This is a genomic window from Thalassolituus sp. UBA3500 (assembly GCF_002377545.1).
Classification (GTDB): Bacteria; Pseudomonadota; Gammaproteobacteria; order Pseudomonadales; family Oceanobacteraceae; genus Thalassolituus.
Map to the genome: position 1 here is coordinate 66,132 of NZ_DFQB01000044.1, position 12,796 is coordinate 78,927.

11 protein-coding genes and 1 tRNA gene are annotated in these 12,796 nt (G+C 50.2%); 5 read left to right on the top strand and 7 right to left on the bottom strand.

Going from position 1 to position 12,796, the window contains the following annotated elements; all coding sequences use genetic code 11:
* Positions 1-26: 26 nt before the first annotated feature.
* Both B2R29_RS11140 and B2R29_RS11145 read right to left on the bottom strand, forming a co-directional pair.
* Positions 27-713, bottom strand: a complete 687-nt coding sequence (locus B2R29_RS11140; protein WP_301181137.1) for an LrgB family protein — start codon at positions 711-713, stop codon at positions 27-29.
* Positions 703-1,062 (bottom strand): CidA/LrgA family protein, encoded by a 360-nt coding sequence (locus B2R29_RS11145; RefSeq protein WP_301181138.1) that lies wholly within the window; start codon positions 1,060-1,062, stop codon positions 703-705. The genes B2R29_RS11140 and B2R29_RS11145 overlap by 11 nt, the downstream gene beginning before the upstream one ends.
* A gap of 294 nt (positions 1,063-1,356) precedes the next feature.
* Between B2R29_RS11145 and B2R29_RS11150 the strand changes: the two genes are divergently transcribed.
* Positions 1,357-1,902: a hypothetical protein gene (locus B2R29_RS11150; protein ID WP_301181139.1), complete on the top strand. Its 546-nt coding sequence runs from the start codon at positions 1,357-1,359 to the stop codon at positions 1,900-1,902.
* Positions 1,903-2,538: 636 nt separating this feature from the next.
* Here the strand turns inward: B2R29_RS11150 and B2R29_RS16985 are convergent.
* The 4 genes from B2R29_RS16985 to B2R29_RS11170 all read right to left on the bottom strand — a co-directional run bounded on the left by B2R29_RS16985 (position 2,539) and on the right by B2R29_RS11170 (position 6,302).
* Entirely contained in the window at positions 2,539-3,252 is a 714-nt protein-coding gene (locus B2R29_RS16985; RefSeq protein ID WP_414716614.1) for a RebB family R body protein, read from the bottom strand.
* Between the two features lie 61 nt (positions 3,253-3,313).
* Entirely contained in the window at positions 3,314-4,420 is a 1,107-nt protein-coding gene (locus B2R29_RS11160) for a hypothetical protein (RefSeq protein ID WP_301181140.1), read from the bottom strand.
* A gap of 181 nt (positions 4,421-4,601) precedes the next feature.
* Entirely contained in the window at positions 4,602-5,981 is a 1,380-nt protein-coding gene (locus B2R29_RS11165) for a hypothetical protein (RefSeq protein ID WP_301181141.1), read from the bottom strand.
* A 236-nt stretch (positions 5,982-6,217) separates the two neighbouring features.
* Positions 6,218-6,302: transfer RNA gene (locus B2R29_RS11170), tRNA-Leu, on the bottom strand.
* Between the two features lie 107 nt (positions 6,303-6,409).
* Here B2R29_RS11170 and B2R29_RS11175 point away from each other — a divergent pair.
* From B2R29_RS11175 to B2R29_RS11190, 4 genes are all read left to right on the top strand, one after another.
* A complete protein-coding gene (locus B2R29_RS11175) occupies positions 6,410-7,429 on the top strand; it encodes an AI-2E family transporter (protein ID WP_301181142.1) in 1,020 nt (339 codons plus the stop codon).
* A gap of 117 nt (positions 7,430-7,546) precedes the next feature.
* A complete protein-coding gene (locus B2R29_RS11180; protein ID WP_301181143.1) occupies positions 7,547-8,239 on the top strand; it encodes a response regulator in 693 nt (230 codons plus the stop codon).
* Positions 8,240-8,291: 52 nt separating this feature from the next.
* A complete protein-coding gene (locus B2R29_RS11185; protein ID WP_301181144.1) occupies positions 8,292-9,632 on the top strand; it encodes an ATP-binding protein in 1,341 nt (446 codons plus the stop codon).
* A 158-nt stretch (positions 9,633-9,790) separates the two neighbouring features.
* Positions 9,791-11,053 (top strand): malic enzyme-like NAD(P)-binding protein, encoded by a 1,263-nt coding sequence (locus B2R29_RS11190; RefSeq protein ID WP_301181145.1) that lies wholly within the window; start codon positions 9,791-9,793, stop codon positions 11,051-11,053.
* A 94-nt stretch (positions 11,054-11,147) separates the two neighbouring features.
* On the opposite strand, the gene B2R29_RS11195 is transcribed toward B2R29_RS11190, so the two are convergent.
* The gene (locus tag B2R29_RS11195) at positions 11,148-12,674 is read right to left on the bottom strand and encodes an esterase-like activity of phytase family protein (protein ID WP_301181146.1); all 1,527 of its coding nucleotides are present in this window, start codon (positions 12,672-12,674) and stop codon (positions 11,148-11,150) included.
* Positions 12,675-12,796: the final 122 nt, after the last annotated feature.

Sequence of the window (12,796 nt, forward strand, 5' to 3'; positions counted from 1 at the left end):
AGCAAATACTTTTTTATTGAGGCTTTTTACATCACCAGCGGTAACAGAACCGCGTGTAAGGTCGCGGTCAGAGTCATCGCCATCGCGGAATAAGCCGCTTGCTGATTTCCCAGCTCAATCGCACGGCTGGTACCAATGGCATGAGCACAGACGCCTAGCGTAAGCCCCATGGCTTTTGGATCATCGAGTTTAACGGATTTAAGCAAAGGCGGAATCATTAATGCGCCGAACACGCCGGTAATGATGACAAACGCCGATGCTAGTGCACCGACACCCCCCAGTTGCTCGCTGACCGTGACTGCTACCGGCGTCGTCACCGACTTGGTAGACATCGTAACTGTGATCGGGTCATTGCCAATCCAGAAATGCGCCATTGCCACCGCGACGGCCACCGTGGTGCCGCTGCCCAGGCTGATAGCCAGAGAGATGCGTAGCCACTCTTTCTTCATCACATGAATAAACTGATACAGAGGGACAGCCAGCATCACCACCACCGGCCCCAGCATAAGATGCAGATACTGCCCGCCATCCATGTAGGTATCGAAACTGATGCCAGTGACCTCAAGCACCACGGAGACCAGAATGATCCCTGTCAGAATCGGTGGCAGAAACGCCGTATTACCTAACAGTCGATAGATATGCTGACCCACAGTAAATGCCGCAATGGTCAGCATCGCCCAGAACAGCGGCATATGCAGAAGCTCATTCAGCATCGCGCTTCCTCCTAAACTTCATAATGGCCGCACATACAATTGCGCCGGGCACAATACTCACCGCCATAATCACCAGCAAGGCAATGCCGTTCTCCGCCAGCAGCTCCTTCTGAGTCACGATGCCCACACTCACCGGGATGATAAACAGAGGCAGGAGTGGCGACAGCGTCTTACTGATCTGCGACAGCGACTCAGGCGCACGCCCACGAATCATAAGAAACACCAGCAACAGCAGCATACCGATGATGGAGCCCGGCACGGGCGAATCCAGTTGGGACTGGAGCAGGTTGCCTGCGACCAGAAAGAGCAGAAGTATCAGAAGGCCAGTCATGGGCAGCCTGTGTGTCATGTATCTGCGGCTATTGTAGCGGCGCAGACCAGATAGCAGAAGGGAAGGCGGAAGATACTTAAGTCGCAAGGAGTGTGTGTTACAGAGGGGTCTTGTGGGAAGTGGTCCGGTTGTTATTGACCCGAAGGGAGAATCAGGCATTCTTTTCAGGAGCTCGGTTCATACAGTTGGCCAGTCCATGTAGGTGCTGGCGAAGAGAAAGGGATGCTCTCTCCTTACATGCTCATGCACTGTTTCTCTGTTGTTGCTAAGTTAATAATGAGTATTGTCAAAAAAGATTCGGGATGTTAGAAGATGAGTTTAAATTTAGCGTTTTTATTTTTGTTCGCTGGGTTAGTGTTTTATTTAAGCGTCTTCCTTTATCTTATTTTTTACAGAACTCATGTCCTTATTAATAAGATAAAACGCATGCTTCCGGATTGGCATGGTTCAGAAGATGAGGGTTATGATTATTTTTATAGTCTTGGTGTGACTTGTCTCTTTCAGGTAGCAAGAGATGGTGCTGATGTCTCATTGCTTAGCTTTGGCTATAGTATCGTAATTTATAACTATTATTATTTGGCATATCGGGAGCCAATTAATGACGATGCGTCATCGGCTTATGCCAATAAAAATAGCTTGTTAGCCTCTAAGTTGAGAACCAGTGGGGTAGTTTTTAATCATATGGAGCTGGAAGATTGGCAAGATAATTACAATTTAAAGGATATTTCAGAGTGTATCCTTCTAAATGGTGGGTATGTTACATACTTCATAAAATTAAGCCCTTTTTATGGCTCTGATGAACTAAATGAACTTTTTAGAAGAGTGCAATTGGATAGAGAGCTGAATGAGCGGTCATAGTCGGGATTGGGACTGTCGGAGAAAATATAGACGCTCCTACGGACTACAAAGACAGTCATCGTAAGAAGATGTAAGAGCACGGTTAGAAAGACAGTCATCATAAAAAAGTAAATTCTATATATTATATTCACTTTTCCGCCGCTGTCTCAAGAGCGGAAAAGCGCCTCGGGAAATATGAATTTTTACCAAATAGAAGCCTGTTAAGAAAGGCGCAATTTACAGGCTGCCAGACCCACAGTTCTCCTTCGTTCTCGTTGGTCATCCCAGAACCGGCTGATTTTTGACTTCACTTCGTGAGCCGCGCCCACAATGCCTTTAAATTCGGATTCGAAGTTCTGAGTGATGCAGAGCCAGTGTTCGGAATCGATTCCCAGGCGATCCATGATGGCAGGTTCAGCTTCAGAGATTGAGCCACGTTTATTTTTACGGATCTGTCGGCCAGCCCACAAAGTGTATGGAACACCTTGCACAGCCGTTAGGCTGCACGAAGGGTGAGTATCATGGATGAGACGAATGAATCAACTAAATCCAAGTAGTCCGTCAGACTTATCTAAGTGCCCCCAGCTGTGCCCTAGCGTGGATTTTCCAGCCATAGGTATGTGCGCTTGGGTAATTAGGTCAATTCGCTGGTTTGGTCTATAAGCCCTGCACCGTCTCCAGTATTTTTGCGTACTGCTCATGCTTATCAGGAAACACCAGCATCGCTTGCAGGGTCTGAATTGTTGCTGCCATTTTTACCGTATTCATCGCGCTTTTGTGCTCACTTTCGGCGATTGCCTGCAGTGAGCTTATGAAGGCATCCATGACTTCACGTACGGCATGATTAAAACGGTCGGCTGAGCCCAAATTACATTCGAGTGCGAATTTCACGGCTTCTTCGATCGTTTTATTCAGGTTTTCTTTGATGTTTTGCTGCGCTTCTTCTGACTGCGCCTTGAGTGCTTCGACTTGCTGCTCTGCTACGTTTTCTATCTCAGCGCTCTGAGTGCTGTCGCTGGGGGTATTCTTATCCGTGCTCCTCTGCGCCAGTGGTGCTTCTTTAGCCGCGTTGCTGGCATCAACAGACGATGTTGCTTTCGCTTCTGCAGAGCTGGTCTTTTCGAATTGAGCCGCGGTACTTGCCGTATCGATGCTATACAGCGTTGATATGCCCTGGGTCAGAGCAGCCTGTGCGATGATTGCGGCATTCTGCTGAGCGCTAGTGGCATTATGCGCCGCGTTTGAAAGCGCCTGAGCGGTCGCCTGATACAAATTCCCCATGGCCATTGCAGGGGCGTCGGCCAGTACTTTTACATTGCTTTGGGTTATGGAATCAGTGATTTGATCATTAACTGCGGTAGGGAAGGCCATGGGGTTAATCCTTTAAAAATGGTTAACCCCACAGTAAAGCGAACTCTGTTTCAGAGTAAAGTCAGAATGCGCCAGCTACACGGAAGAATATGCCGTAGGTGGCGTAAAAACTTTCTGACCCGTATTCCGCTTCAACACCCGGACCCGTGTCGTAGTCGGACTCAAAGGCGTAGGTGTTGAGAGTACCTTCCACCCCCAGGCTAGCACCAATGATGTAGTCGGCAACGGGGGCGACGGCCTGAAAACCCACCCCATAAGTACTGCTGATTGAGAACAGTGAAGAGGCTCCGGAAACGTTCAGTGCAGTGCCCTCACCGGGATTGCCCGTGTCTGCGGCAACTTGTTCCGTCGCATTTTCATAGTCTATTTCAACCTGGTCGCCAGGTGTGTAGGTCGAGAACCCCAGAAGCATATCAAGATCGAGGAAGAGACCGATATCCCGCTTTCCCGTGCTTGCTACTTTGTCGAAACTGTTTTTGAGTGAATCAACCCGAAGCCACAGACCGAGCGTTTCAATGGTGCCCTCAGCATCAATCGCCTGATACGGATAGTTACCTTCTTCGTTGTATCTTTCAAATTCGCCGGTACGGGAGTTAAAGCCAAATTCGGGATTCTGATTTGTGTCTACATCGAGTAGGACAGGAAATACGCTTTTCTCGTAACCAATACCGACGTAGCGGTCGCCGTAGCGCTGGACACCCACGGCAAGAAACTGAGACTTACCGTCGAATTCGGGATCTTCCGGGAGGAGTGTCTGAAACAATTCATCAGGGTCCTGATTACCGGGAAATCTTGCTTCATCAGTTTCTGAAAAGCGCCCTTTGATCGAGCCCTGGCTAGTCACCAGCATGATCCCGCCCCAGTTGAATATCGCTTTCAACTGATCGATCTCCTTGTCGGCATCAAGCAGGGCTGATACCTCGACGGAGAACTTTTTACTGGTTGGACTGGAGTAGGTCAGCTCGGTAAAGGTGGTTGAGTCGAAGGTAACACTGTCGCCAGGGAAGACGACTGAGTCCTCGTCGCCAAACGGTGTGACCTGGGTTTGTTTGTAGGCGACAAACTGTTTATCGAGAGCGTGACTACTGAGAGGCAGTGCTGCCCCAAGAACTGTGGTTGCTATTCCAAGGCCAATGCGGCCGGCTGGCGTGCCTTTGCGTATCATCATGATCCCCTGCTTATCTTTGTTCTATGACGACATTATGAGACAGATAGAGACAAATTTCAGATGGCATCTTGGGACACTTGTCAGGAATGATATGACTGTTTGGGAATATTCTCCTGCACAGCGGTGATTGCAATGCAGGAGGTTAGTGAGTGCTTGCAAATAGTAAGCGTTACTTCACCGTTCAGGCGGTCGTTGCTTCCCGCTCAGTAGTTTCAGTTACTGTCTCAGATTTCAGGGACGCAAGACTTCCCAGCTCCTGGTCGAATTCGCCAATAAAGCTTTCCATTTTGTCATCGGAAAATTCAGCCGAGGGGTATGACAAATTCACATTGAACACGCCATCAATGTTGCAGAGCGTCATAAACATCCCGAAGGTCGGTACTGTAGCGATAACATCTTTTACCTTCGCTGCTTCGCCGGCTTTGTTCAGAAAGTCGAGACTACCAACCGTAGAGAAATGAATGGTCGGTACTGGGATCGTTCCTTTTCTTTTGCCTGCCAATATCCCCAGAGAGTAAAGCTTCTTACCGACGAGAGTGAATGCTTTATCAAGAAGCCAGGGGTAAGAAAGCTTTTTGTGCTTCAGTCTGTCGATTGCGGTAGTGAGCTGGCTTTGCAGGTTTTCCATCATGCGCTGCGGGGATTCCATATCTTTACGGTACGCCCTGAGTATGGAAGTAGTAACGTAATTACCAAACACAGGCGCATCTTTTTCGAAATAAGTGCGCAGATCGTATGAGAGGCGGATGGATACAGTATCGCCGTGCTCTTCGCCATATCTGTCAAAGAAACTCCGGGCAAGCGCAGTGAGGAAGTAAATATTCAGGCTGTAGCCCATTGATTTGGCTTTCGGCTTCAGGTCGGCCAGTTCATTCTGGAGGTACCGGTGCTTCATAGAAACAGAGCCGATAAAGTCTGTTTTTGTCTCTGCCGGGCTGATGATTTTGTCCTGAGCCGTTTTTTTATTTTCGGCTGAGAGTAATTTCCAGGACTTAAATACCTGGATCGGTGCGGTGATGTAGGGTTTCTGGAATACACCTGGCACCATTGAGGGGTCTTCAAGGGATTGCGCTACGGTTTCTTTGCCATTCAGGTGCGCCATCAATGACGAGACCATATTAATCCAGCCTACACCGTCACAGGTCATATGGTGAACTGATATCAGCAGGATGTTTTCTTCGGGCAGAAAGCGGATTTTAATCGGTAGAGCCTGCTGAAGAGTGAATGACTCGTTGAGAAACTCATTCTGGTAATCCTTGAAAGCCTGTGAATCAAAAGGAAGGTCTCTCTTTATCTTGAAGGCGTCATCGAATAAAGCGTTGATATGAATTTCATCAGAGATAACCTTCAGACGCTGCGAGAAAAGTGTCGGTTCTACAATTGTTCTGAGTTTCGGATAGAGATCCATTATGTGCCTGAAGGCGGATCGGATTTCCTCCTCAGAGTGCACCGTCGCAAGCCTCAGCGTAATCATCTGTGAGACGGAGGGTGCAAGGTCCTCGACGACCAGATAGAGAAATTCAGATTTGTTCAGCTTGAGGTATTTGCTGTCGGTTTGCATGATCAAACTCCTTTTGGTGACGTGCACCCCTGATCGTCTTGCCAGGCACTGCATGCGCTTTGGAATCGGTGAGAGATTTTTTCTTTAACAATACTGCGGTTTAAAGAGGCTTGCTACCGTAACGAATGGCTTGTGCTGCTGATGTCTGTCGATTGGCGTGAATAGGCCAGCTAAGGAAAGCGAGACGGGTACTGCGTGGAGTTACTATTGAAAATCACCTACTCAGAGAGAGTAAGTGGTGCGGAAGGAGAGACTCGAACTCTCACACCTTACGGCACCAGAACCTAAATCTGGCGTGTCTACCAATTTCACCACTTCCGCAAAGAAGAGGTGGCGATTCTACTGATTATTGCGGTTATTGCAAGCCTATCTTGGCGCGTTCTGGTGTCTGCGGTATCGTACGGACATCTGACAACAGGAAGTTCTCTATGAACCCCAGTGATGCTCGCCTGAATACCAACATCCTCCTGGCCGCCGCTGCCTTTGTGATTGTCATTGCTGGGGTTAAAAGTGCTGCCAGTATTCTGATTCCGTTTCTGTTGTCGATCTTCATCGCCATTCTGAGTGCGCCGGTGATGCGATGGTTAACCCGTCACCGGGTGCCAGAGATTGTTGCGGTGTTGCTGATTCTGGTCGGCTTCCTGTTGTTCGGTACCATTCTGGCAACGTTTGTGGGTCGGACTATTAATGCGTTTTATCAGGACATGCCACTGTACGAGAGTAAGTTGCAGGCCCTGGTTGATCAGTCGGTGGCCTGGCTGCAGGCCAATGGCGTGGATGTATCGGATAACGTTCTGCGTGAATATGTTAATCCGGGCGCGGTTATGAAAATGGTCGCCAACGTATTTAATGGCCTTGGCGGCGTGTTGGCGAACACCTTTCTGATTCTCTTTACTGTGATTTTTATCCTGCTGGAGGCCGCTGGCTTCCCGGCAAAACTGAGAAAAGCACTGGGCGATCACACTCAGGCAGTTCAGCACTTTGCCCGCTTCTCTCAGTTGGTGCAGAAGTATCTGGTGATCAAAACGCTGGTGAGCTTAATGACGGGGGTCAGCATTGGTATTGCGCTTTGGATTATCGGTGTTGATTACGCGGCGATGTGGGCGTTGGTTGCGTTTCTTCTGAACTACATTCCAAATATCGGCTCTATTATTGCGGCCGTACCTGCGGTGCTGGTGGCATTGATTCAGTTAAGTGTCGGCGAAGCGGCTTTGACAGCACTCGTTTACGTTATCGCGAATACCTTTTACGGCAACATCGTAGAGCCCAAAATGATGGGGCGGACACTGGGCTTGTCTACGCTGGTTGTGTTCCTGTCATTGGTGTTCTGGGGATGGGTGTTAGGCCCGGTAGGTATGCTGCTGTCTATTCCGCTGACCATGGTTGTGAAGATCGCCTTTGAGGTGAACGAGCGCACGCGCTGGGTAGCGACTTTGCTCGACCAGTGACCTGTTGGTCAGAGGACACGTCGGTCAGCGTAAATCGGTAAGCGTAAATAAGGGTAAAACCGTGTGGGCGCAGTGACAGCGCGGGGTTACTCTGAATGTAAAGATTAAGGGTAAGCTATGAAATCTGTACTGTTGATTGATGATGACGTTGAGCTCGGCGAACTGCTCAAAGAGTACCTTTCTATGGAAGGGTTCGAACTGACTGCAGTACACGATGGTGAGTCTGGCTTACAGCAGGCGCTGTCGGGTGATTACAGTCTGGTGTTGCTCGACGTCATGTTGCCAAAGAAAAATGGCTTCGAAGTGCTGCGTGAGCTTCGTCAGAAGTCTTCGATTCCCGTCATTATGTTGACCGCCCGTGGCGAAAGCGTGGACCGCGTTCTGGGTCTTGAGCACGGTGCTGATGACTATATTCCTAAGCCTTACCACCACCATGAGCTGATGGCGCGGATCAAAGCGCTGTTTCGTCGTATTGAAATGTCAGCGGAAGAGCCCGAGTCGACATCGACTGAATTGAAAGTCGGTGAGCTGGAACTGAACCCCGCTACCCGCACGGCCACGCGCAGTGGCGAAGAGCTGCCTCTGACAGGCGCTGAATTTGGTGTGCTGCAATGCCTGATGGAGAACGTCGGTGACCTTGTGGATAAAGACAGTCTGTCGATGGCTGCACTGGGCCGCCAGCTAATGGCTTATGACCGCTCGATTGATATGCACGTCAGTAACCTGCGTAAAAAACTTGGTAAGCGCGACGACGATTCTGACTGGATCAAGACCGTTCGTAGCCGCGGCTACATGCTGGTGCGGGTGTAAGGTCTGTTTTGTTAACTAGTTCTATGACTCTCTGGGTAGCGGTAAGCCGCTGATGGTGCGCTGGTACCGCTCTCTGTTTCTACGCATCTTCCTCTGGTTCTGGTTGATGGTGTTTTTTTCCATGACGGTGGCGATTGGTGTCATCGTCTGGTTGGAAGATGACTATTATCGCGAAGCCAATACGCAGGAAATCCGCCTGCTGCGCACCATTGTTGAAACCCAACGTCCGATTCTTGCTGAAGAGCGCCGCTTCTGGCGCCGTCTGCGGCCCGGCTGGAATCTCGTGATTACGCCGCTCGATAACATCAGTCAGCTTCCGCATGATATTGAAGAGTTCGCTGACGAAGCCGCTGAGCGCTCACAGATCCTCTGGGGGCAAGACGACGGCTGGCAGATGATCGGTCCGGTGAGTCGCGGAAACTATCTCTACGTGGCTGTTGCTCGCAGCGGCTGGCAAGGCGTCCTTGAAGACGAAAATCGCTGGTTGATCCCGGTAACGGTCGTGCTGGTGGTGACGCTAATGTGCTCGCTACTTGCCTGGTCAATGACGCGTCCGGTACGACGTCTGCAAGGCGCGGTGAAGCGCCTCGCACAAGGTGACTTTGACATGTCGGCGCTCAGTAAAACGTATCGTCGCCATGATGAAATCGGCGCACTGACGCAGGAAGTGATTGATATGGCGGATGCGTTACAGCGTCTGCTGCATAGCCATCAACAGCTGCTGCGAGATGTTTCGCACGAACTGCGCTCGCCGCTGACCCGCTTACAGATCGCTCTGGCCATTGCCCGCAAAAAGGACGAAAACGGCGTTCTGGGCAGTGAGCATGACCGGATCGAACGTGCCGTTGGGCAGGTGGATAACCTGATCGGACAAATGCTGGATCTGGCGCGACTGCAACAACAAGATCAGGCCGAGCTGCTGCGCGAAGAAGACATAGTGCAGGAACGCCTGCAGGAATGGCTTGATGATGCAGAAATCGAGAGCAACGATCACAAGCTGAGCATTCGCTGCGACATTGATTCCGCACCTGTTAAAGCCAACTGGGACTGGCTTCTGGTTGAACGCGCTTTCGATAATATTCTGCGCAATGCGATCCGTTTTTCGCCTGAAGGTGCAGAGCTTGTTGTCCGTTGTCATGAACGCAACGGTGTAGTGGCTTTATCTGTGCGCGACTTCGGGCCGGGCGTTCCGGAAGAGGAGCTATCGCGAATCTTTGATGCATTTGCTCAGGTGGATTCGGCCCGTGATCACGCTTCAGGAGGTTACGGTATTGGCCTCGCTCTTGTCAGCCGTATTACCGAATTGCACAACGGTAAAGTGGTTGCTCAGAATCAGTCGCCGGGCCTACAGGTGACGCTTTCCATGCCCGTATCGGATAAAAAATCCTCCTGACATCATTAAATGTTCATAAATCATCCAGATTTCCCCTTTTCTTCTGGAGTTTCCCTACCGTTTTTGGTATTAAATACGGCCCTTTTGCCCCAGCACCCCCAGAAGAAGCGGTGTAAGAGGCAAAATTACACAAACAGCGACGAAACTGGACACCGACTATGTCAGAAGATTTCAAACAAGCGGCATTGGATTATCACGAGTTTCCAAAGCCGGGTAAGATCAGCGTTGAGCTGACCACGCCAGCACAAACCTCACGCGACCTGTCATTGGCATACAGCCCGGGTGTGGCTGAGCCTGTGAAAGAAATCGCTGCTGACCCTGAGAACGCATATCGCTACACCGCCAAAGGCAACCTGGTTGCTGTGATCACTGACGGTACTGCTATTCTTGGTCTGGGTAACCTTGGCCCACTGGCTTCTAAGCCTGTGATGGAAGGTAAGAGCCTGCTGTTCAAGCGTTTCGCTGGTGTGGATTCAATCGATATTGAAGTCGAGTCTGAAAGCCCACAAGCCTTTATCGACACCGTTCGTCGTATTGCTAACACCTTCGGTGGTATCAACCTCGAAGACATCAAAGCGCCTGAGTGCTTTGAGATCGAGCGCACCCTGATTGAACAGTGTGAAATCCCTGTATTCCACGATGACCAGCACGGTACTGCAATCGTAACGGTTGCCGGTGTACTGAATGCACTGGAAATCGTTGGTAAAGATATCGCTGATGTTAAAATGACGGTACTGGGTGCAGGCGCGGCAGCAATCTCTTGCTCCAAGCTGCTGATCCTGGCGGGTATGAAGCCAGAAAACATCTTTATGTGTGACCGTAAAGGCGTGATTCACTCTGGCCGTGACGACCTGAACCAGTACAAAGCTGGCTTCGCGATCGACACTGATAAGCGCACTGTTGACGACGCACTGAACGGTGCTGACATCTTCCTGGGTCTGTCTGGTCCTAACATGGTGACTGGCGAGCAGATCAAGACGATGGCGGCTAACCCAATCATCTTCGCTTGCGCGAACCCAGTACCAGAAATTATGCCTGAAGAAGTGGCAGCAGCACGTGACGACGCCATCATGGCGACCGGTCGTTCTGACTTCCCGAACCAGGTAAACAACGTACTTGGCTTCCCGTTCATCTTCCGTGGTGCTCTGGACGTACGTGCCCGTCGCATCAACGAAGAAATGAAACTGGCTGCAGCAAAAGCACTGGCTGATCTGGCGAAAGAGCCAGTGACTCAGGAAGTTCTGGATGCCTACGGTCTGGACAAGCTGGAATTCGGCCCTGACTATATCATCCCGAAAGCGGTTGATAGTCGTCTGCTGGGTGCCGTTTCTACTGCGGTAGCTCAAGCTGCAATCGATACTGGCGCGGCTGATGGCCCACTGCCAGCAAACTACCCACTGAAGTCTATTTCAGACATCTGATCTGAATCTCAGTGAGTAATAAAAAGGCCGCTATTTAGCGGCCTTTTTTGTACGTTTAAAAAGCCGGCGTATTTCTACGCCTGCTTTCTTTTACTTACTGTGTCACCGAGAGATCAGCAGGCACGATATATAAGCGGTTACCATCGATGGTGTTGGTATCGAGCATTTTCTGCTCCAGCTCTCCGCCGGTTGACCAGGTAGCGAAATCATCGTCGTTAAGTACGCCGAGGTACTCGTCATTAATAATCCACAGTCCTTCCATTTTATCGTGCGGATAATCGACCTCAGCGACCATATCTACCACCAGCGTTTTTTCAACGGGCACGATGTTGTGTTCTGCCAAGGTTGACCAGTCACCATCTTCCAGAACCTGTTGCTCCAGGGTATTACCATTAATAAGCAGGCCAAGATCAGGGTCTTGGGACAGAGTTGGAACAGCGATCGCTTCTGCCGCGGCCACAACGCTTGGTGCCACCGATTCGAGATCTGTACCTGTGCTCAGATCAATGCGATAAACACGTTTCATGGCATCTGGTTTAGCGGCTTCTGCGCCGTTAGGCCCGCCGTACAGGAAGCTGCCGTCGCGCTCAATCAGAATAAATTCGTTAGCGCTGAGTGCCATGATTTCTGAGTTGGAGTTCTGCGCTTTTTCCTGCTTATAAAGATACTGATGCACGTCGCCTGTGTCGGTATCAACGGTGACGATACGAGTGATATCAAGATTTTTCACAGAGCTATCTGGCAGGTACATAGTGGACTGCATAATGCCGACCAATGTCTTTTCATCTGGAGTAATGGCTAGGCCTTCCATGCCACGATTGGCCCGACGGTAGCCAAACTCAGCGGGGAGCGTATGAGTGTTACGCTCGTCACCAGCGAAAGCGTTGATGCGACCAATTTCTACACCGTCGGCATTAAAATGCACCATGTGGGGACCGTACTCATCAGACACCCAGAAGCTGCCATCACTCAGTACTACCAGGCCTTCAGGGTCAAGGCCGTAATCATCGAGTTTCAGCGGATTGGTCTCTTCATCGTAAGGCATTGTTGGATTAACGAGTACCGGCGAGCCATCCGCGTTATACGGGGTTTCACCTGTACCACCCAGGTCTGATGTGTTTGGCAGGCCTGTGATCAGAGAGCCATTCGGGCGCTTCATCAACGTTGTTTTAATCAGGCTGATGTCACCTTCTGCACTGACTTCGAAAAGACCAATACGCGGTGTGTAATTAGGGGTAGGGAATTTTTTACCTTTGCCGTATTCGCCGGTAAAGGTTGCATTTGGCCCGCGGTCAGTGAGGGCGTAAAAACGATTATCGCTTTGCGGATCTTTGAACATCGCCGAGCCGAAGCCACCATTGCGTACTTCAAATGGCAAAGATGTTTTGTTGTCGATCAGATCGGAGCGCAATACGCTGTAAGGCAGGTAGACGCCTTCTGCCGCCAGCGATTCATAGAACTCAAGAGTTTCTTCTGGTGCTGTAGGTGCGTCTGACGTATCGGTCACGTCATCGACCACATCGCTGCTGTTGTCGTTGTTACTGCTATTGTCGTCACCGCCGCAACCGGTCAATGCGAATGACAGAATGAGGGTCGTGAGTAATGATTTTTTGAATTCCATAGTACTTCCGTTGTTTCAGTCAAATTAAGAAACGCGGAGTCTAGGGCGTTAGGGTGACAGTTCGGTGACGCTGGTATGTGCATGTATTGAGTCTGATTATGTTTCTTGTAGCCACAAAAAAG

What these genes read in the sequence shown, in the direction of transcription:
- B2R29_RS11140 (WP_301181137.1), bottom strand. Translation starts at nt 713, where the DNA reads ATGCTGAATGAGCTTCTGCATATGCCGCTGTTCTGGGCGATGCTGACC.
- B2R29_RS11165 (WP_301181141.1), bottom strand. Translation starts at nt 5,981, where the DNA reads ATGCAAACCGACAGCAAATACCTCAAGCTGAACAAATCTGAATTTCTC.
- B2R29_RS11190 (WP_301181145.1), top strand. Translation starts at nt 9,791, where the DNA reads ATGTCAGAAGATTTCAAACAAGCGGCATTGGATTATCACGAGTTTCCA.
- B2R29_RS11175 (WP_301181142.1), top strand. Translation starts at nt 6,410, where the DNA reads ATGAACCCCAGTGATGCTCGCCTGAATACCAACATCCTCCTGGCCGCC.
- B2R29_RS11180 (WP_301181143.1), top strand. Translation starts at nt 7,547, where the DNA reads ATGAAATCTGTACTGTTGATTGATGATGACGTTGAGCTCGGCGAACTG.
- B2R29_RS11145 (WP_301181138.1), bottom strand. Translation starts at nt 1,062, where the DNA reads ATGACACACAGGCTGCCCATGACTGGCCTTCTGATACTTCTGCTCTTT.
- B2R29_RS11160 (WP_301181140.1), bottom strand. Translation starts at nt 4,420, where the DNA reads ATGATGATACGCAAAGGCACGCCAGCCGGCCGCATTGGCCTTGGAATA.
- B2R29_RS11150 (WP_301181139.1), top strand. Translation starts at nt 1,357, where the DNA reads ATGAGTTTAAATTTAGCGTTTTTATTTTTGTTCGCTGGGTTAGTGTTT.
- B2R29_RS16985 (WP_414716614.1), bottom strand. Translation starts at nt 3,252, where the DNA reads ATGGCCTTCCCTACCGCAGTTAATGATCAAATCACTGATTCCATAACC.
- B2R29_RS11195 (WP_301181146.1), bottom strand. Translation starts at nt 12,674, where the DNA reads ATGGAATTCAAAAAATCATTACTCACGACCCTCATTCTGTCATTCGCA.
- B2R29_RS11185 (WP_301181144.1), top strand. Translation starts at nt 8,292, where the DNA reads ATGGTGCGCTGGTACCGCTCTCTGTTTCTACGCATCTTCCTCTGGTTC.